General features: G+C 70.7%; 2 protein-coding genes. Both read left to right on the forward strand.

Translation table 11 applies throughout. The features are described 5' to 3' along the window. Nucleotides 1-15,933, forward strand: coding sequence for a type I polyketide synthase (locus tag BLT28_RS02890; protein ID WP_083383640.1), 15,933 nt, complete (start codon nucleotides 1-3; stop codon nucleotides 15,931-15,933). A gap of 2 nt (nucleotides 15,934-15,935) precedes the next feature. Further along, a complete protein-coding gene (locus BLT28_RS02895) occupies nucleotides 15,936-22,217 on the forward strand; it encodes a type I polyketide synthase (RefSeq protein ID WP_052407897.1) in 6,282 nt (2,093 codons plus the stop codon). Nucleotides 22,218-22,331 lie beyond the last annotated feature (114 nt).

The raw sequence follows: 22,331 nt of genomic DNA on the forward strand, positions 1-22,331 counted from the left end.
ATGTCTTCTGCTGAGAACAACAAGCTCCGGGACTACCTGACGCGCGTCACCGGCGAGCTGCACGCGACGAAGCTGCGCTTGCGCGAGGCCGAGGAGAAGGACTTCGAGCCGGTCGCGATCGTCGGGATGGCCTGCCGCTTCCCCGGGGCCGACTCGCCGGAGGAGTTCTGGCGGATGATCGCGGACGGCGTCGACGGCGTCCGCGAGTTCCCCACCGACCGCGGCTGGGACCTCGAACGGCTCTACAACCCCGATCCGGACAACCTCGGCACCTCCTACGTGCGCAGCGGCGGGTTCCTCACCGCGGCGGGGGAGTTCGACGCCGAGCTGTTCGGGATCTCCCCGCGCGAGGCCCTGGCGATGGACCCGCAGCAGCGGCTGCTGCTGGAGACCTCGTGGGAGGCGTTCGAGCGCGCGGGCATCGACCCGACCTCGCTCAAGGGCAGCAGGACCGGGGTCTTCGCGGGCACCAACGGCCAGGACTACGGCCGCACGATCACCGAGCCCATGGAGGGCATCGAGGGCTACCTCGGCACGGGCATCTCCGGCTCCGTGCTGTCCGGTCGGCTGTCCTACGTGTTCGGTCTGGAAGGCCCGGCCGTCACGATCGATACCGCGTGCTCGTCCTCGCTGGTGGCGATGCACCTTGCCGTGCAGGCGCTTCGCGGTGGTGAGTGCACCCTCGCACTTGCCGGTGGCGTCAGCGTGATGTCCGGCCCGGACGCGTTCGTCGAGTTCTCCCGCCAGCGCGGCCTCGCCCGCGACGGGCGCGTCAAGGCGTTCTCCGCCTCCTCCGACGGGACGGGCTGGGGCGAGGGCGCCGGCATGCTGCTGCTGGAGAAGCTCTCCGACGCGCAGCGCAACGGGCACCCGGTGCTGGCCATCCTGCGTGGCTCCGCGGTGAACCAGGACGGCGCTTCGAACGGCCTCACCGCCCCGAACGGCCCCTCGCAGCAGCGAGTCATCCGTCAGGCGCTGGCCAACGCACGTCTGTCCACCAAGGACGTTGACGCGGTCGACGCGCACGGCACCGGCACGACCCTCGGCGATCCCATCGAGGCCCAGGCGCTGCTGGCCACCTACGGCCAGGGACGCGCAGAGGGGCGGCCGTTGTGGGTCGGCTCGGTGAAGTCCAACATCGGGCACACCCAGGCCGCCGCGGGCGTGGCCAGCGTGATCAAGATGGTGATGGCGATCCGGCACGGTGTGCTGCCGCAGTCGCTGCACATCGACGCGCCGACTCCGCACGTCGACTGGACCGCCGGTGCGGTTTCCCTGCTGGACTCCGCGCGCGAGTGGCCCGTGGTGGACCGCCCTCGCCGCGCGGGTATCTCGTCTTTCGGCATCTCGGGCACCAACTCGCACGTGATCGTCGAGGAAGCTCCGGCTGTCGAGGTCGCGGACGAGGAGCCGACCGCGTGCCTGCTCGGCGAGCACGTGCCGTGGATCGTGTCCGGCAAGACCCCGGAAGCGCTTGAGGAGCAGGCTTCCCGACTACTGTCCATTGTGGATTCGCACGCACCGATCGATCTCGGCCGTTCGCTGGCCTCGACGAGGGCCCGGCTGGACCACCGCGGTGTCGCGTTCGGTGTTGAGCAGCTCCGTGCCCTCGCCTCCGGGGCGCCGGGCGTGGTGACCGGGCAGGCCACGGGCGGTCAGCTCGCGGTGCTGTTCACCGGCCAGGGATCGCAGCGCCTGGGCATGGGGAAGGCGCTCTACGACGCGTTCCCGGTGTTCGCGTCGGCCTACGACGAGGTGTGCTCGTTCCTGCCGGAGGCTGCGGCCACGCAGGAGGAGCTGAACGAGACCGGCAACGCCCAGCCCGCGCTGTTCGCGCTGGAAGTGGCGCTGTACCGGCTGATCGAGTCCCTGGGCGTGCGCCCGGACTTCCTGGCCGGGCACTCGATCGGTGAGCTGGCCGCCGCGCATGTGGCCGGTGTGTGGTCGTTGGAGGACGCTGCTCGGATCGTCACGGCTCGTGGTCGGTTGATGCAGGCTCTGCCCAGTGGTGGAGCCATGATCGCGATCCAGGCGACGGAGGAGGAGGTCTGCGCCAAGCTCGTCGAGGGCGTGGACATCGCCGCCATCAACGGCCCGCGGTCGGTGGTGATCTCCGGTGTCGAGGCGGCTGCGCTCGCGGTGGCGGAGCAGTTCAAGGATCGCAAGACCAAGCGGCTTTCGGTGTCGCACGCCTTCCACTCGGGCTTGATGGACGGGATGCTGGCGGAGTTCGGCAAGGTGGTCGGCTCCGCGACCGCTTCCGCGCCGACCATCCAGATCGTCTCCACGCTCACCGGGCGCGCCGCGACCACCGAAGAACTGTCCTCTGTGGACTATTGGGTCCGGCACGTGCGGGAGTCCGTTCGCTTCGCCGACGCCGTCGCGACGCTCGCGGAAGCCGGAGTCACCAAGTTCCTGGAGCTCGGCCCGGACGGTGTGCTCACCGCCGCCGGTGCCGACTGCGCCGACGGCAAGTTCATCGCGGCTCTGCGCAAGGATCGTGACGAGCCGCAGACCTTCGTCACCGCGCTGGCCGAGCTGCACGTCAACGGTGGGCACGTCGACTGGGCCTCCGCGTTCGAGGGCCCGGCCCGGCACATCGACCTGCCGACCTACGCTTTCCAGCGGCGCCACTACTGGCTGCCGATGCAGCGCGCCACCGGCGATGCCTCCGGCCTTGGCCTCGGTTCCCTGGACCACCCGCTGCTAGGCGCTTCGGTGTCCCTGGCGGACGAGGACGGGTTCCTGTTCACCGGGCGGCTTTCCACCTCCACGCACTCCTGGCTCGCCGATCACGTGGTGATGGGCGCGATCGTGGTGCCTGGCACCGGGCTGGTCGAGCTGGCCGTTCGCGCCGCCGACGAGGTGGGCTGCGGTGTCCTCGAAGAGCTGACCTTGCAGGCCCCGCTGGTGCTGCCCGAGGACGGCGGCGTTCAGGTGCAGCTCGCCGTGGCCGCTCCTGACGAGTCCGGCCGTCGCGCGCTGACCCTGCACTCTCGTCGTGACGAGGGCGCGTGGACCTTGCACGCCATCGGTTCCGTGGCTCCGGTCGCCGCCGCGCCGAACTTCTCGTTGGAGGAGTGGCCGCCCGCCGGAGTCACCGCTGCCTCCGTCGAGACGCTGTACGACGACTTCGACGCCACCGGCCTGAGCTACGGGCCGACCTTCCGTGGGCTGACCGCCGCGTGGACGCGCGGTGATGAGATCTTCGCCGAGGTCGAGCTGCCCGAGGCGATCCAGGGCGAGGCAGGCAAGTTCGGCCTGCACCCGGCGCTTCTGGACGCCGCGCTGCACTCCCTGGTCGTCGGTGAGTCCTCCGACGAGGGCGCCCGCCTGCCGTTCGCGTGGAGCGGGGTTTCGCTGCACGCCTCTGGAGCTTCCGCGCTGCGCGTGCACGTGAAGATCACCGGCAAGGACGTCGTGTCCCTGCGCGTCGCCGACACCAGCGGCGCTCCAGTGGCCACTGTGGACTCCCTTGCGCTGCGGGCGGTTTCGGCCGAGCAGATCCAGGCGGCGGGTGCTGGCGAGCACGACTCGCTCTACCGCGTTGACTGGACGCAGGTTCCGCTCGCGCAGGGTTCTGCTTCTCCCTACGTGGTACACCGCGTTGTCGGCGAGGATGGCGACACGGTCAGCGCGACGCACACCGCCACGCACGACGTGCTGCGAGTGCTTCAGGATTTCCTTACAGAAGAGGGAGATTCCAAGCTCGTCATCCACACCTCCGGTGCGGTGATGGACGTCACCGACCTGCCCGCCGCCGCGGTGTGGGGCATGGTCAGGGTCGCTCAGGCCGAAGCTCCCGACCGCATCGTGCTGATCGATGCCGAGGACACCGCGCGGTTCGACGAGATCGTCGCCAGCGGTGAGGCCCAGGTCGCCGTGCGCGGGGCCGAGGTCTTCGTGCCGCGCCTGGCCACGATGGCGGGCAGCGGTGTGCTCGTGCCCCCGGCCGAGAAGACGTGGCGGTTGGGCATGTCCGGCAAGGGCACGCTCGACCACCTGGTCCTGGAGCCGATCCCGCAGGCGGAGCTGGCCCCGACGCACGTGCGCATCGGGGTCCGCGCGGCGGGTGTGAACTTCCGCGACGTGCTCAACGTCCTGGGCATGTACCCGGGCGATGCGGGTCTGCTCGGCAACGAGGTCGCCGGTGTCGTGCTGGAGGTCGGACCCGAGGTGACCGACCTCGCGCCCGGCGACAAGGTCATGGGCCTCGCGTTCGGCGGTATCGGGCCCGTCGCGGTCACCGATCGGCCGATGCTGACCCGGGTGCCCAAGGGCTGGAGTTTCGAAGAGGCCGCGTCCGTCCCGCTGGTGTTCCTCACCGCCTACTACGGTCTGCGCGACCTCGGCGGCCTGAAGGCGGGCGAGTCCGTGCTGATCCACGCCGCCGCCGGTGGTGTCGGCATGGCCGCGACGCAGATCGCCCAGCACCTCGGCGCCACGGTCTACGGCACCGCCAGCAAGGGCAAGTGGCATGTGCTGCGGGAGCAGGGCATCGAGCACATCGCGTCCTCGCGCACCACGGACTTCGAGCAGGAGTTCCTGTCCATTTCGGACGGTCGCGGCGTCGACGTGGTGCTTGACGCGCTCGCGGGCGAGTTCGTCGACGCGTCGTTGCGGCTGATGCCGCGCGGCGGCCGGTTCCTGGAGATGGGCAAGACCGACATCCGCGAGCAGGCGGAGATCGACGAGCAGTACCCGGGTGTCCAGTACCAGGCGTTCGACCTGAACGAGGCCGAGGCGTCGCGGGTCGCGTCGATGTGGGCCGAGCTGATCGAGCTGTTCGACGCGGGCGTGCTGAAGCCGCTGCCGATCAAGACCTGGGACGTTCGCCGCGCCCCCGAGGCGTTCCGGTTCATCAGCCAGGCCAAGCACATCGGCAAGGTGGTCTTGACCGTCGAGCGCGGGCTCGACCCCGAGGGCACCGTGCTGATCACCGGCGGCACGGGCGGGCTCGGGAAGCTCTTCGCCCGACACATGATCACCGAGCACGGCGTGAAGAACCTCGTGCTGACCAGCCGTCGCGGCGTGGCGGCACCCGGTGCGGCCGAGCTGACGGAGGAGCTGGCCGAACTCGGCGCCGCCGTGGAGATCGCGGCCTGCGACGTGGCCGACCGCGACTCGGTTTCGGCTCTGCTGGGCGGGATTCCGAACCTGACCGGGGTGATCCACACCGCCGGTGTGCTCGACGACGGCATGATCACCTCGCTCACCCCGGAGCGGGTGGACACCGTGTTCGGGCCGAAGGTCGACGCGGCGTGGCACCTGCACGAGCTGACGCGCGACCGCGATCTGGCGATGTTCGTGCTGTTCTCGTCGGCGGCCGGGCTGCTCGGCAACCCCGGGCAGGGCAACTACACCGCCGCCAACGGGTTCCTGGACGCGCTCGCCGAGCACCGCCGTGCGCAGGGCCTGCCGGGTCAGTCGCTGGCGTGGGGCCTGTGGGTCGGCGGTATGGCGGGCACCCTGTCCGAGGCCGAGCTGGCGCGGATGAAGGGCTCCGGCACCGGCGCGCTCACCCACGAAGAGGGCGTCGAGCTGTTCGACGCCGCGCATGCGACCGGTCTCGCCGTCGCAGCGCCGATGAAGCTCGACATCCCGGAGCTGGAGGCGTTCGCGCGCACCGCTGCGCTGCCACCGTTGCTGCGCGGTCTTGTACGAGCCACCCGTCGCGCGGCGCAGTCGGGCGACGCGCAGGGCTCCTCGCTGGCGAAGCGCCTGGCCGGGCTGACCGAGGCCGAGCAAGACCGAATGCTGCTGGACCTGGTTCGCACGCAGGTCGCGTTGGTGCTGGGCCATGTCACGCCGGAGACGGTGGAGCCGGGCCGCGGCTTCATGGAGATCGGCTTCGACTCGCTGACCGCCGTGGAGCTGCGCAACCGCCTCGGTGCTGTGACCGGGTTGCGGCTGCCGTCCACGCTGATCTTCGACTACCCGACGCCGGTCGCGCTGACCGGATACGTCCGCTCGGAGCTGGTCGGCGCGTCCGGCCAAGGCGCTGCGGACAAATCGGCTGTGACATTGTCTTTGGCGTCCAGCGACGAGCCGATCGCGATCGTGGCCACCGCGCTGCGCTACCCGGGCGGCATCAACACGCCGGACGACCTGTGGCGCTTCGTCATGGGCGGCGAGCACGCGATCACGGACTTCCCGACCGACCGTGGTTGGGACCTCGACGGCCTGTTCAGCACCGAGCCGGGCAAGCAGGGCACGTCGTACGCGAAGACCGGTGGCTTCCTGCACGACGCCGCCGAGTTCGACCCGGAGTTCTTCGGCATCAGCCCGCGCGAGGCCATGGCCATGGACCCGCAGCAGCGCCTGATGCTGGAGGTGTCGTGGGAGGCCATGGAGCGCGCCGGTATCGACCCGGCCACGCTCAAGGGCTCCTCGACCGGTGTCTTCGCCGGCGTGATCTACAACGACTACGCGTCGCGGCTGACCGCGGTGCCGGAGGAGATCGAGGGCTTCCTCGGCACCGGCGCCTCGATGAGCATCCTCTCCGGCCGCGTCGCCTACACCTTCGGCTTCGAAGGCCCCGCGATCTCCATCGACACCGCGTGCTCCTCGTCGCTGGTCGCGATGCACCTGGCCGCGCAGGCGCTGCGCAGCGGTGAGTGCGACCTCGCTCTCGCGGGCGGCGTCACGGTCATGTCGGTGCCGGACCCGTTCATCGACTTCAGCAAGCAGAACGGTCTCGCGCCGAACGGGCACTGCAAGTCCTTCTCCGCCTCCGCCGACGGCACCGCGTGGTCGGAGGGTGCGGGCCTGGTCATGCTGGAGCGCCTGTCCGACGCACAGCGCAACGGCCGCCAGATCCTGGCCGTGCTGCGGAGCTCCGCGGTCAACCAGGACGGCGCGTCCAGCGGTCTGACCGCCCCGAACGGCCCTTCGCAGCAGCGGGTCATCCGCCAGGCGCTGGCCAACGGCGGTCTGTCCACCAAGGACGTCGACGCGGTCGAGGCGCACGGCACCGGTACCAAGCTCGGTGACCCGATCGAGGCGCAGGCGATCCTGGCCACCTACGGGCAGGACCGCGAGCACCCGCTGTGGCTGGGGTCGATCAAGTCCAACCTCGGCCACACCCAGGGCGCCGCGGGCGTCATCAGCGTGATCAAGATGGTGGAGGCGATCCGGCACGGTGTGCTGCCGCGGTCGCTGCACATCGACGAGCCGACGCCGCAGGTGGAGTGGTCCTCGGGCGCCGTCTCCCTCTTGACGGAAGCCGTCAAGTGGCCCGAGGTCGACCGTCCGCGCCGCGCGGGTGTGTCGTCGTTCGGCATGAGCGGCACGAACGCCCACGTGATCATCGAGCAGGCGCCCGCCGTCGTGGAGTCCGAGGTCGAGCGGGCCGCCCCGGCCGCGCTGGCGTGGCCGCTGTCCGGGCGCACCGCCGACGCGGTTCCGGCTCAGGCGGCGAAGCTCCGGGACTACCTGGCGGACAACGACCTCGACCCGCTGGACGTCGCGTTCTCCCTGGCTCTCAAGCCGCGGCACGAGCACCGCGCGGCCGTGGTCGGGGCCGACCGCGATGAGCTGCTGGCCGCTCTGTCGGCTTTGGCCGATGGGGAAGCGGTTGTCCGGGGGCGTGCGGGCAGTGGCCCGATCGCGTTCATGTTCACCGGCCAGGGTTCGCAGCGCCTGGGCATGGGCAAGGCGCTCTACGACGCCTACCCGGTGTTCGCGTCGGCTTACGACGAGGTGTGCGCCTTCCTGCCGGAGGCTGCGGCCACGCAGGAGGAGCTGAACGAGACCGGCAACGCCCAGCCCGCGCTGTTCGCACTTGAAGTGGCGCTCTACCGGCTGGTGGAGTCCTGGGGTGTCAAGCCGGACTTCCTGGTCGGGCATTCGATCGGCGAGCTGGCCGCCGCGCACGTCGCCGGTGTCTGGTCGCTGGAGGACGCGGCTCGGATCGTCGTCGCCCGTGGTCGGCTGATGCAGGCTTTGCCGAGCGGTGGAGCCATGATCTCGATCCAGGCGAGCGAGGACGAGGTCCTGCCGCACCTGAACGACAAGGTCGGCATCGCGGCGATCAACGGCCCGCGCGCCGTCGTGATCTCGGGTGACGCGAAGGCCGCCAAGAAGGTCGCGAAGAACTTCGAGAAGACCAAGCAGCTGGCCGTCTCGCACGCGTTCCACTCGGTGCTGATGGACGGGATGCTGGACGAGTTCCGCGCGGTCCTCTCGTCCGTCACGTACTCGGAGCCGACGATTCCGCTGGTGTCCAACGTGACCGGTGCTCTCGGCGAGTCGGTCACGAACCCCGAGTACTGGGTGCGCCACGTTCGCGACGCGGTGCGCTTCGCGGACGGGATCGCTGCCCTCGAAGCCGCCGGTGTTCGCCGTTTCGTCGAGCTCGGCCCGGACGGCACGCTCTCCGCGATGGGTGCGAACTGCGTCTCGGACGGCGTGTTCATCCCGGTGCTGCGCAAGGACCGCGACGAGGTCGTCAGCTCGACCATCGCGCTCGCGGCGCTCGACGCCAACGCCATCGAGGTCGACTGGCTGGCGATCTACGCGGAGACCGGCGCGCGGCGGGTGGACCTGCCGACGTATGCCTTCCAGCACAAGCGTTACTGGGTCAACTCGCCGTCGATCCCGGGCGATGCGGCCGGTCTCGGTCTCGGCGCGGCGGAGCACCCGCTGCTCGGCGCGCTCGTCACGCTGCCCGACTCCGACGGGCTCGTGCTGACCGGTCGCCTTTCGCTGGACTCGCACCGCTGGCTGGCCGACCACGCCGTCATGGGCTCGGTTCTGCTGCCCGGCACCGCGTTCGTCGAGCTGGCCGTGCGCGCGGGTGACGAACTCGGCCTCGGCTCTGTGCGGGACCTCACCTTGCAGGCTCCGCTCGTGCTGCCGGAGAGCGGCGGTGTTCAGCTCCGGCTGACCATCGATCCCGCTCAGCGCTCGCTGTCGATCTACTCGCGTCTGCAGGACGCCGTGGGTGAGCCGTGGACGTTGCACGCCACCGGTGTGCTCGCCGAGGCCGCCGCACCGAGCTTCGAGCTGACCGAGTGGCCGCCCGCCGGGGTGACCGCCGTCGACGTGAGCGGCTTCTACGCGGACGCAGCCGGTGCCGGGCTTGAGTACGGCCCGGTCTTCCAGGGGCTGACCTCGGCATGGCGGCTCGGTGAGGAGATCTTCGCCGAGGTCGCCCTGCCGGAAGGTGTTTCGGCGGACGGCTTCGGGCTGCACCCGGCGCTGCTGGACGCGGCGCTGCACGCCATCGGCCTCGACGGCCAGGACCAGGCAAGGCTTCCCTTCGCGTGGAGCGGCGTTTCGCTGCACGCGGAAGGAGCCACTGCGCTGCGCGTGCGTGTCACGCCCGAAGGTTCCGGTGTTCGGCTTCAGCTCGCGGACGGCACTGGTGCTCCGGTCGCCACGGTCGATTCCCTTGCGCTGCGGGCGGTTTCGGCCGACCAGTTCCGGACGCGCATCGACTCGCTCTACGCGCTGGACTGGATTCCGGTCACCGCGTCCGGCGAGGTCGAGGCGGCGGTTCACACCGCTTCGAGCGTTCACGAAGTCCTCGGTGTGGTTCAGGAACGGCTCGCGGGCGAGGACGAGTCGCCTCTTGTTGTGCGGACGGAGGGATTCGCCGCCGATCCGGACATGGCGGCGGTGTGGGGCCTGATCCGCTCCGCGCAGTCCGAGCACCCCGGGCGGTTCGTGCTTGTCGACGGCCCGGCCGCGGCGGTCGGCGCAGCGGTGTCCACTGGCGAACCGCAGATCGTTGTGCGCGACGGAGAGCTGTTCGCGCCGCGCCTGGTTCGCGCGTCCGTTCCGGAGAACACGGACTGGACGGTGACCGGAACCGCGCTGATCACCGGTGGTACTGGCGGACTGGGCGCCGCGGTGGCCAAGCACCTCGTCACCGCGCGTGGTGCCCGCGAGCTGGTGCTGACCAGTCGTCGCGGTGCGGATGCGCCCGGCGTCGCGGATCTGCGCGATGAGCTGCGCGCGCTTGGTGCCTCGGTCGAGGTCGTCGCGTGTGACGTGGCTGATCGGGCTGCGCTTTCGGCTCTGTTGAGCGGAATTTCGAACCTGACCACTGTGGTGCACGCGGCGGGTGTGCTGGACGACGGCGTGATCACGGCGCTGACTCCGGGGCGGCTGGACGCCGTGCTGCGGCCGAAGGCGGTCGCTGCGCGCAACCTGCACGAGCTGACGGAGAACCTGGAGCAGTTCATCCTGTTCTCCTCGGTCTCCGGTGTGCTCGGCGGTCCTGGGCAGGGCAACTACGCCGCTGCCAACGCCTACCTCGACGCGCTCGCCGAACTCCGTGCTCAGCAGGGCCTTCCGGCGACCTCGATCGCCTACGGGCTGTGGACCACGGGCATGGGCAGCACGGTCGACCTCGCGCACACGGGTTTCGCCGCGCTGGAGCCCGCCGAGGCCCTGGCCCTGCTGGACGCCGCGTGCGTCAGCGGCAGCTCCTTGACGGTTCCCGTCAAGCTGAACGTGGCGGTGCTGCGCAACGGCGAGGTGCCGCACACGCTGCGTTCGCTGGTCCGCCTCACCACCCGTCGCGCGGCGCAGGCCCCGGAGGCCGCCGGGCTCCGGCAGCGCCTCGCCGGGCTGCCGGAGGCGGAGCAGGAGCGGGTGATCGTCGAGCTGATCCGCACCCAGGCCGCCATGATCCTCGGCCACGACCCCGCCGCGATCGAGGCCGAGCGCGCGTTCAGCGACGTCGGCTTCGACTCGCTCACCGCGGTCGAGCTGCGCAATCGCGTCGGTGGCACCACGGGTCTGCCGCTGCCCGCGACGCTGATCTTCGACTACCCGACGCCGCGCGACCTGGCCAGGTACGTCCGCACCGAGCTGCTGGGCGAGATCGCCGAGGTCTCGGCGGTCGCCGCGGTCGGATCGGACGAGCCGATCGCGATCGTCGGCATGGGCTGCCGCTACCCGGGCGGGGTCACCACCCCGGAGGAGCTGTGGCAGCTCGTCGCCTCCGGCACCGACGGCGTCACGACGTTCCCGACCGACCGCGGATGGGACCTGGAGAACCTGTACCACCCCGACCCCGACCACCAGGGCACCTCGTACACCCGCGAAGGCGGCTTCCTGCACGACGCCGCCGAGTTCGACCCGGAGTTCTTCGGGATCTCGCCGCGTGAAGCCCTGGCCATGGACCCGCAGCAGCGGCTGCTGCTGGAGGTTTCGTGGGAGGCCATGGAGCGCGCGGGCGTCGACCCGGCTTCGTTGAAGGGGTCGTCGACCGGTGTCTTCGCCGGTGTCATGTACTACGACTACGGTTCGCGGCTGACGACGGTGCCGGACGGGGTCGAGGGTTTCCTCGGCACCGGGACCTCCGGCAGCATCCTGTCCGGTCGCGTGGCTTACACCTTCGGGTTCGAGGGGCCTGCGGTTTCCGTTGACACCGCTTGCTCTTCGTCGCTCGTCGCGCTGCACTGGGCCGCGCAGGCGCTGCGCTCCGGCGAGTGCACGATGGCGCTGGCCGGCGGTGTCACCGTCATGTCCACCCCGGACACATTCATCGGGTTCTCGCGGCAGCGCGGACTCGCCGCGGACGGCCGCTGCAAGTCCTTCGGGTCGGGCGCGGACGGCACCGGGTGGGCCGAGGGCGCGGGCATGCTCGTGCTGGAGAAGCTGTCCGACGCGCGCCGCAACGGGCACCCCGTGCTCGCCGTGATCAAGGGCTCCGCGCTCAACCAGGACGGCGCCTCCAACGGTCTCACCGCGCCCAACGGTCCTTCGCAGCAGCGGGTGATCCGGCAGGCGCTGGCCAACGCGGGCATCAAGCCGTCCGAAGTGGACCTGATCGAGGCGCACGGCACCGGCACGGTGCTCGGTGACCCGATCGAGGCTCAGGCGGTGCTGTCCACCTACGGCCAGGACCGCGAGAGCCCGGTGTGGATGGGCTCCATCAAGTCCAACATCGGCCACACCCAGGCCGCTGCCGGTGTCGGCGGCATCATCAAGGTCGTCAAGGCCATCGAGCACGGCCTGATGCCGAAGAGCCTGCACCTGGACGAGCCGTCGCCGCACGTCGACTGGTCCTCCGGCGACGTCGCCCTGCTCACATCGGCCCAGGAATGGCCGCAGGTGAGCCGTCCCCGCCGTGCCGCCGTCTCCTCCTTCGGCATCTCCGGCACCAACGCCCACGTCATCATCGAACAACCGCCCGTCGTCACCGTCCCGTCCACAGTGGACTGGCGGGACGCGCAGGACGACCTGGTGCTCGTGGTGTCCGGGCGGAGCGCCGAGGCGGTGCACGGGCAGGCGGCGAAGATCAAGGCGTTCGTCGATGAGCACCCGGACGTGGGGCTCGGCGACGTGGCGTTCTCGCTGGCGGCGAAGCCGCACCACGAGCACCGTGCCGCGGTGATCGGCAACCGGGAGGAGCTGCTGGCCGGGCTGGCGGCGCTCGCGGAGGGCGAGAAGGCGGTGAACGTCGTTCGCGGCAGCGCGGCCGACGGTCGCTTGGCGGTGCTGTTCACCGGCCAGGGTTCGCAGCGCATCGGCATGGGGCAGCAGCTCTACGACGCCTTCCCGGTCTTCGCCAGGGCCTACGACGAAGTGCGTGCGCTTCTGCCCGACGTGCCCACGACCCAGGACGAGCTGAACCAGACGGGCAACGCCCAGCCGGCGCTGTTCGCCCTTGAGGTGGCGCTGTACCGGCTGGTGGAGTCGTGGGGTGTCAAGCCGGACTTCCTGGTCGGGCACTCGATCGGCGAGCTGGCCGCCGCGCACGTCGCGGGCGTCTGGTCGCTTGAAGACGCCGCCAAGGTGGTCGAGGCGCGGGGTCGCCTCATGCAGGCTTTGCCCAGCGGTGGAGCCATGATCTCGCTCCGTGCCACCGAAGCGGACGTGTTGCCGCACCTGAACGACGAGGTCGGCATCGCGGCGATCAACGGGCCGGAGTCCGTGGTGATCTCGGGCGACGCGAAGGCCGCGGAGGAGATCGCGAAGAACTTCGAGAAGGCCAAGAAGCTCGCGGTCTCGCACGCGTTCCACTCCGCGCACATGGACGGGATGCTCGACGAGTTCCGCGCGGTCCTGGAGTCCGTGACCTACTCCGAGCCGACGATTCCGCTGGTGTCCAACGTGACCGGCCGCCTGGCGGATCAGGTCACGGACCCGGAGTACTGGGTGCGGCACGTCCGTGACGCGGTGCGCTTCGCGGACGGCATGAGCCAGCTGGCGGCCGAAGGCGTCACGCGGTTCCTGGAGCTCGGGCCGGACGGCACGTTGTCCGCGATGGGCGCGAACTGCGTCGAAGGCACTTTCATCCCCATGCTGCGCAAGGATCGTGACGAGGCGGTCTCGGCGCGCATCGCGCTCGCCGCGCTGCACAACGCCGGCGTCAAGATCGACTGGCCCGTGCTGCTCCCCGGCACGCGGATCGACCTGCCGACCTACGCCTTCCAGCACAAGCACTACTGGCTGAACTCCGCCGAAGCCGCCGCCGACGTGGCCTCCGCGGGACTGGAGTCGCCGGACCACCCGCTGCTCGGCGCCTCGGTCTCGCTTGCTGACGGTGACGGGTTCCTGTTCACCGGGCGCCTTTCGACGGCCACCCATCCGTGGCTGGCCGACCACGCCGTCATGGGCTCGGTCCTGGTGCCGGGCACCGCGTTGCTGGACCTGGCGATCCGGGCCGCGGACGAGGCGGGCTGCGCCGCGGTCGAGGAGCTGATGCTCCAGGCGCCGCTGGTGCTGCCCGAGTCGGGCTCGGTCACGGTTCAGGTGACCGTGAAGGACCGCGCCGTCTCGATCCACTCGCGGCGCGAGGGGGATTGGACGCTGCACGCGACCGGTTCCCTTGCGGTGGAAGCGGAAACCACGGCCTTCTCCTTGGCTCAGTGGCCTCCGGCCGGTGCGACCGCGATCGACCTCGACGGCGCCTACGAAGGGCTGGCCGAGGCCGGTATGCAGTACGGCCCGCAGTTCCAGGGGCTCCAGAAGGCGTGGGCTCGCGACGGTGAGCTGTTCGCCGAGGTGGCCCTGCCCGGCATTGACGTGGCGGGCTTCGGCCTGCACCCCGCGTTGCTCGACTCCGCACTGCACGCGCTCGGCTTCAGCGGGGATTCGACGAACCCCCGCCTGCCCTTCGCGTGGAGCGGTGTCTCGTTGCAGGCGACCGGGGCGACGTCGCTGCGCGTGCGGATCGCGCCGACCGGTGCCGACTCGGTCTCGCTGGAGATCGGCGACGGCGTGGGAGCCCCGGTCGCATCGGTGGAATCCCTTGCTCTGCGCGAGGTTTCCGCCGCCCAGCTCGCCCAGGGCAACGTCGAGTCGCTGTTCCAGGTCAACTGGAAGCCCGTCACGGGTGGTGGCGAGATTCCGCCGTTCAAGCTGGTTTCCCTTGACAGTGAAGGAAAGGACGTTGTCGGGGACGCACACGCGCTGACCCACCGCGCACTCGCGCTGGTGCAGGACTGGATCGCCGCGGACCACGAGGAAATTCTGGTCGTCCGCACCTCCGGCGGTGTCGCGGCCGCGGCGGCGCGGGGCCTGCTCCGCTCGGCGCAGAACGAGAACCCGGGCCAGATCGTCGTGGTGGACGCGGACTCCGACGAGTTCGTCCCCGCCGCACTCGCCACCGGCGAACCGGAGATCGAGGTCCGCGACGGCAAGCTCTTCGCGCCGCGCCTGGCGAGGGCGGCGGCTTCCGGAGAGACCGAATGGACCGGAACCGTCCTGATCACCGGTGGCACGGGCGGGCTCGGCAGCCAGTTGGCCAAGCACCTCGTGACCACGCACGGTGTCCGCGACCTGGTGCTCACCAGCCGCAGGGGTGCCGCCGCACCGGGAGCCACCGAACTCCAGGCGGAGCTCGAAAGCCTCGGCGCGACGGTGACGATCGCGGCCTGTGATGCGGCAGACCGCGATGCCCTCGCGAAGCTCCTGCGCGGGATCGAGGACCTGGCCGCCGTGGTGCACACCGCCGGTGTGCTCGACGACGGCGCGATCACCTCGCTCACCCCGGAGCGGGTGGACGGGGTCTTCGCCCCGAAGGTCGGCGCCGCGTGGAACCTGCACGAGCTGACCAAGGACCGGCCGCTGACCCACTTCGTCCTGTTCTCCAGCTTCGCCGGGGTCGTCGGCGGGCCGGGCCAGGGCAACTACGCCGCGGCGAACTCGTTCCTTGACGCTCTGGCGACTCACCGGCACGCCGCGGGGCTGCCCGCCACCTCGATGGCCTGGGGCCTGTGGGCCTCGGGCATGGGGGCGGACGAGGTCGCCAGGCTCGGCGCGGACGGGTTCGGCGCGATCACCGAAGAGGAGGGCATGGCGCTGTTCGACGCCGCCATCGCGCTCGGCGATCCCGTCGCGGTGCCGGTGCGGCTCGACCCGTCGAAGCTCTCCGTCGTGCCGCAGCTGATGCGGGACCTGGTGCGCTCGCCGGGACGTCGCACCGCGCAGGCCGCGGCGGACGGTCAGGCGGACGCGCTGAAGCAGCGGCTCGCCGGGCTCGACGAGGCGGAGGCGTTGCAGGTGCTCATCGAGCTGGTGCGCGAGCAGGTCGCGATGGTGCTCGGCCACGCTTCGGCGGAGCAGATCGAGCCGGGGCGGGCGTTCAGCGACCTGGGCTTCGACTCGCTCACCGCGGTGGAGCTGCGCAACTCCCTCGGCGCGGCGACGGGCCTGCGGCTGCCGACCACGCTGGTCTTCGACTACCCGGCACCGGACGCGCTCGCGAAGTTCCTCCAGGCGGAAGTCGTCCCCGCCGAACCCGCGGGCCCACCGGTGGTCACCGAGATCGCGAAGCTGGAGGCGCTGCTCTCCGCCACCGATCCCGCCACCGCCGGGGCCGAGGACGTGGAGGAGCGGCTGCGCGCCCTCGTGTCGCTGTGGGGCGAGAAGACGCGCGGCTCCGGACCCGACGACGAGAACGCCGATCTGGAATCGGTGACCAGCATGAACGACATCTTCCAGCTTCTTGACGACGAGCTCAGGGGTTAGCAGTGAACGCAGACGAGAAGAGCCTTGAGTACTTCAAGCGGATGACCGCGGAGCTTCGTGACACCAGGAAGCGGTTGCGGGAGGCGCAGGCGAAGGACACCGAGCCGATCGCGATCGTCGGGATGGCGTGCCGCTACCCGGGCGGGGTCGGCACGCCGGAGGAGCTGTGGGACCTCGTCGCCGGGGGAGTGGACGGCATGACGCCGTTCCCCACCGACCGCGGCTGGGACAACGAGGCGCTGTACCACCCGGATCCGGACCACCCCGGCACCACGTACGTGAAGGAGGGCGGCTTCCTGCACGACGCCGCCCTGTTCGACCCCGAGTTCTTCGGGATCAGCCCGCGCGAGGCGGTGTCCATGGACCCGCAGCAGCGACTGCTGTTGCAGGTGTCGTGGGAGGCCATCGAGCGCGCGGGCATCGACCCGACCACGCTGAAGGGCAGCGACACCGGCGTCTACGCGGGCGTCATGTACCTCGACTACCTCACGAGCCTCACTTCGGTTCCCAAAGACGCCGAGGGCTTCCTCGCGACCGGTGTGTCCGGGAGCGTCCTTTCCGGACGGATTGCCTACACGCTCGGCCTTGAGGGCCCTGCGGTTTCCCTCGACACGGCGTGCTCGTCGGCGTTGGTGGCCGTGCACCTCGGGGTCCAGGCGCTGCGCAACCGACAGACCTCGCTCGTCCTCGCGGGTGGTGTGGCGGTGATGGCCGGGCCGCAGGCGTTCATCGAGTTCTCCCGGCAGCGCGGGCTCGCCGCGAACGGCCGCATCAAGGCGTTCGCAGACGGCGCGGACGGCACGATGTGGGCCGAGGGCGCGGGCATGGTCTTGCTGGAGCGGCTTTCCGACGCCGAGCGCAACGGTCACAAGGTCCTCGCGGTCATCAAGGGCTCCGCCGTCAACCAGGACGGCGCCTCCAACGGCCTCACCGCGCCGAACGGTCCTTCGCAGCAGCGCGTGATCCGCGCGGCGCTGGCCAACGCGCGCGTTCCGGCCGACGAGGTCGACGTCGTCGAGGCGCACGGCACCGGCACCGCGCTCGGTGACCCCATCGAGGCGCAGGCACTTCTGGCCACCTACGGCCAGGACCGCGAGCAGCCGCTGTGGCTGGGTTCGGTGAAGTCCAACATCGGGCACACCCAGTCCGCCGCGGGCGTGGCCTCGATCATCAAGATGGTCAAGGCACTGGAACACGGTGTGCTGCCGAAGAGCCTGCACATCGACAAGCCCTCCGCCCAGGTCGACTGGTCGGCCGGAGCCGTCTCGCTGCTCACCGAGAACCAGCCGTGGCCGTCGATCGCAGACCGTCCACGTCGCGCGGGTATCTCCGCGTTCGGTATCTCCGGCACCAACGTGCACCTCATCCTGGAGCAGGCCCCGGCCGTCGAAGAGGAGGCACCGGAGGTCACCACCGAACTCCCGGTCGTGCCGTGGGTCCTGTCCGCCGTCACCGACGCGGCGCTGCGCGGTCAGGCCCGCCTTCTGTCCTATGTGGACTCGGGCGTCAACGAGCTGGACATCGCCTACTCCCTGGTGACCACGCGCACCCAGCACCCGCGCCGTGCCGCGGTGGTCGACGGTGACAAGCTCGCCGGACTGCGTGCGCTGGCCGACGGCCTGCCCGCGTCGAACCTGGTGACCGACGAGGTGATCTCCGGTAAGACCGGCTACCTGTTCACCGGTGGCGGCGGCCAGTACATCGGGATGGGCCGCGAGCTGCACGCCGCCTTCCCCGTCTTCGCCGAGAAGTTCGACGAGGTCCTGGCGGAGTTCGACAAGCACATGGACTCCCCGCGCGAGGTGATCTTCGGCGGCTCGGAGCTGATCAACCGGATCGACTTCATGACGGTCTCGATCTTCGCGATCGAGGTCGCGCTGTTCCGGCTGCTGGAGTCCTGGGGCGTCCACCCCGCCTACGTCGCGGGCCACTCCCTCGGCGAGTTCGCCGCCGCGCACGTCTCCGGCGTCTGGTCGCTGGAGGACGCTGTGCGCGTGGTCGCCGAGCGCGGCCGCCTGATGAACTCGCTGCCGGAGAACGGTGCGATGATCGCCCTCCAGGCCACCGAGGAGGAGGTCCTCGAAGTCCTCAAGGGTGACCAGGTCAGCATCGCGGCGATCAACGGCCCCAGCTCGCTGGCCATCTCCGGCGAGGCGGTGCAGGCCGAGGCCGTCGCCGACGTCTTCCGCGAGCGCGGCCGCAAGGTCAAGCGACTGCCGATCAGCCAGGCGTCGCACTCCGCGATGATGGACGGCATCCTCGAGAAGTTCCGCGAGATGACCGAGTCCCTGACCTACCACGAGCCGCGCATCCCGATCGTCTCCACGCTGACCGGAACGCCGGTCACCGGGGCGGAGCTGTGCGACCCGGACTACTGGGTGCGGCACATCCGCAGGCCCGTGCGCTTCCTCGACGCCGTCCGCAGCCTCGAAGCCCAGGGCGTCACCAGGTTCGTCGAGCCCGGTCCGAACGCCGTGCTCACCACCGCCGCCGCGGACTGCGTCGAGGGCGAGGCGGTGTTCATCCCGATGCTGCGCAAGGACCGCCCCGAGCCCGTCGGTGTCGTGTCCGCCCTCGCGCGCATCCACGGCACCGGGCACGAGCCCGACTGGGCAGCCTTCTACGAGGGCACCGGTGCCAAGCGCGTCGACCTGCCGACCTACGCCTTCGACTGCAAGCCCTTCTGGCTGGAGGGCGACGGCGAGGTCGCCGACGTCGAGCGGGCCGGTCTGGAGCCCGCCGGGCACCCGCTGCTGGGCGCCGCGCTGTCGCTGGCCGAGGGTGACGGGCTGGTCTTCACCGGCCGGATTTCCCTTGCCACGCAACCGTGGCTGGCCGACCACGCAGTCGGTGACACCGTCCTCGTGCCAGGTGCTGGACTGGTCGAGCTGGCCATCCGAGCCGGTGACGAGGTCGGTTTCGGCACGGTCGAGGAACTGACCCAGATGGCCCCCATCGTGCTGCCGGACACGGGTTCGGTCACGGTTCAGGTCGTCGTCGGCGCTCCCAGCGAGGACTCGCGCCCGGTGTCGATCTACTCGCGTCGCACCTCGGCGGAGCCGTGGACCCTCAACGCCCAGGGCGCTCTGAAGGAGAGCCAGTCCACTGTGGACACCGGTCTCGCGCAGTGGCCGCCCGCCGGGGCCCAGGCCATCGCGCTGGACGGCCTCTACGCGGAGCTGGCGGAGACCGGCTTCGCCTACGGCCCGGCCTTCCAGGGGCTCAAGGCGGCGTGGCGGCTCGGCCAGGAGATCTTCACCGAGCTGGAGCTCCCCGATGCGGCGAAGACCAAGCAGGGCGAGTTCGGCATCCACCCCGCGCTGCTGGACTCCACTCTGCACGGCATGTTCTTGCAGGACAACGCGGACGGCGAGGTGCGGCTGCCGTTCGCATGGCGCGGCGTGACGCTGCACGCCACCGGCGCGAAGCTGCTCCGCGTGCGGATCACCCCGACCGGTGACGAGTCCGCGACGCTGATCGCGGCGGACTCCGGCGGCGCTCCGGTGATCACCGTCGAGTCCCTTGCGGTCCGGGCGATGCCCGCCGACCAGCTCAACACCTCCGCGCGCGCCGAGTCGATGTTCAAGCTCAACTGGTCGCCGGTCCCGGCCGCCGATCCCGTCGCGTGGAGCGCCTACGGCGAGGCCGAGTCCGGCCCGGTGGTGCTCACGCTGGAGCCGAGCGCGGACGGCGTGGTCGAGGCCACCCACCGCGAGGTCACGCGAGTCCTGGAGATCGTGCAGAAGTGGCTCGAAGCCGACCACGACGCCACCCTGGTGGTGCGGACCAAGGGCGCGATGGTGCCCGATACCGGGCACGACGTGACCGACCTCGCGGGCTCCGCCGTGTGGGGCCTGCTGCGCACGGCCCAGTCGGAGAACCCGGATCGGTTCGTGCTCGTGGACTGCGAGGACGACGAGCTGCTCGGCGCCGCGATCGGAACCGGGGAGCCGCAGATCGTGGTGCGCGACGGTGAGTTCTTCGCCGCTCGCCTGGTTACCATGGCCAACGGCGGGGTGCTCGCGCCGCCCGCCGGGGAGACCGCGTGGCGGGTCGGCGTCAAGGTCCGCGGTTCGCTGAACGACCTGGAGCTGCTGCCCGCGCCGGATGCGCTGGAGCCCTTGCAGCCCAACCAGATCCGCATCGACGTCCGCGCCACGGGCATGAACTTCCGGGACGCCCTGAACGTGCTCGGCATGCTCGGCGAGCACACCGGCCGCCCCGGTTACGAGGCCGCCGGCGTGGTCACCGAGGTGGGCTCCGCGGTGACCGACCTCGCCGTGGGCGAGCGCGTGATGGGCCTGCTGGACGGCGGTTACGGTCCGGTGGCGGTGCTCAGCCGCCCGCTCGTGACCCGCATCCCCGAGGGCTGGACCTTCGAGGAGGCCGCCTCCATCCCGGTCGTCTACCTGACCGCCTACTACGGCCTCAAGGACCTGGGTCAGCTCAAGGCGGGGGAAAAGATCCTCATCCACGCCGCCGCCGGTGGCGTCGGCATGGCCGCGACGCAGATCGCGCAGCACTTCGGCGCGGAGATCTTCGGCACCGCGAGCACGGGCAAGCAGCACGTGTTGCGGGACAACGGGATCAAGCACATCGCGTCCTCGCGGACCCTGGACTTCGAGCAGGAGTTCCTCGCCGCGACGAACGGTGAGGGCGTCGACGTCGTGCTCAACGCCCTCTCCGGCGACTTCGTCGACGCGTCGATGCGGTTGCTCCTGCCGCGCGGCGGGCGGTTCGTGGAGATGGGCAAGACCGACATCCGCGAGCAGGACACCATCCCGGCCGGTGTGCGGTACCAGGCCTTCGACGTGTACGAGGCCGGTGAGCCGCGCATCGCCGAGATGTGGAACGAGCTGATCGAGCTGTTCGAGTCGGGGGCGCTGTACCCGCTGCCGATCAAGACCTGGGACGTGCGCGACGCACCGAAGGCGTTCCGCTTCATCAGCCAGGCCAAGCACATCGGCAAGATCGTCCTGACGGCGCCGCGCCCGCTGCGCCCCGAGGGCACGGTGCTGATCACCGGCGGCACCGGCGACCTCGGTGCGAGGCTGGCCAAGCACCTGGTCACCGACCACGGCGTGCGCAACCTCCTGCTCACCAGCCGTCGCGGTCCCGCGGCGCCGGGTGCGGCGGAGTTGCAGGCGGAGCTGGAAGGGCTCGGCGCCTCCGTCCAGATCGCGGCGTGCGACGCGGCCGACCGCGCCGCGCTGGCCGAGCTGCTGGACGGCGTCGACCTGACCGGTGTGGTGCACACGGCCGGTGTGCTCGACGACGGCCTGATCGGCGACCTCACTCCGGACCGGCTGCGCAAGGTGTTGCTGCCCAAGGTCGACGCGGCGTGGAACCTGCACGAGCTGACCCGCGACCAGGACCTGGCGATGTTCGTGCTGTTCTCCTCCGCGGCCGGGGTGATGGGTGCGGCGGGCCAGGGCAACTACGCCGCGGCCAACACCTTCCTCAACGGCCTCGCCGAGCACCGCAGGGCCAACGGCCTGGTGGCGCAGTCGCAGGCGTGGGGCCTGTGGGAGGAGGGCCTGGCCGACGGCGCGGAACGCATGAGCCGCAGCGGTTTCGGCGCGCTCACCGGCGAGGAGGGCATGGCGCTGTTCGACTCCGCGCACGCCATCGGTGCCGCCGTTGCGGTCCCGGTCAAGATCGACCTGCCGTTCCTCCAGGCCGCCGCGCGCTCCGGACCGGTCCCGCCGCTGCTGCGCGAGCTCGTCCGCTCCTCCACCCGCCGGGTGGCCCAGGCCGATGCCGCGGGCCAGGCCGACGCGCTGCGCAAGCGGCTCGCCGGACTGTCCGAAGTGGAGCGTGAGCGGCACCTGCTGGACCTGGTCCGCACGCAGGTGGCGATGGTCCTCGGCCACTCCTCGGCGGAGACCATCGGGGCCAGCCGCGGCTTCGTGGAGCTGGGCTTCGACTCGCTGACCGGGGTCGAGCTGCGCAACTCCCTCGGCGCCGCGACCGGGCTGAAGCTGCCGACCACGCTGATCTTCGACTACCCGGCTCCGGACGCGCTGGCGAAGTACCTGCTGGCCGAGGTGGTGCCGGACGGGGCTGAGGCGGGCGTTCCGCTGACCGACGAGATCTCGCGGCTGGAGAACCTGATCGCGGCGGCGGACCCGGAGGCGGCGGAGCGGGCGGACATCGACGCCCGCCTGCGCAAGCTGCTGGCGACGTGGAACGCCAAGGGCGAGCGCAGGGACACCGACGACGACGTAAAGTCGGCGTCGGCGGAGGACATCTTCGCGCTGATCGACAACGAGTTCGGCGCGTGAGTCGCGGCGAGGCCCCCGCTGGTTGCCCAGCGGGGGCCTTGTCATGTCCACAGTGGACTGATATGTGCTCTGACCTGCGGTAACGGAGCGGGTTGAGCGGTTCTAGGTGATTGT

It is taken from the genome of Allokutzneria albata, assembly GCF_900103775.1.
Classification (GTDB): Bacteria; Actinomycetota; Actinomycetes; order Mycobacteriales; family Pseudonocardiaceae; genus Allokutzneria; species Allokutzneria albata.

What these genes read in the sequence shown, in the direction of transcription:
- BLT28_RS02890 (WP_083383640.1), top strand. Translation starts at nt 1, where the DNA reads ATGTCTTCTGCTGAGAACAACAAGCTCCGGGACTACCTGACGCGCGTC.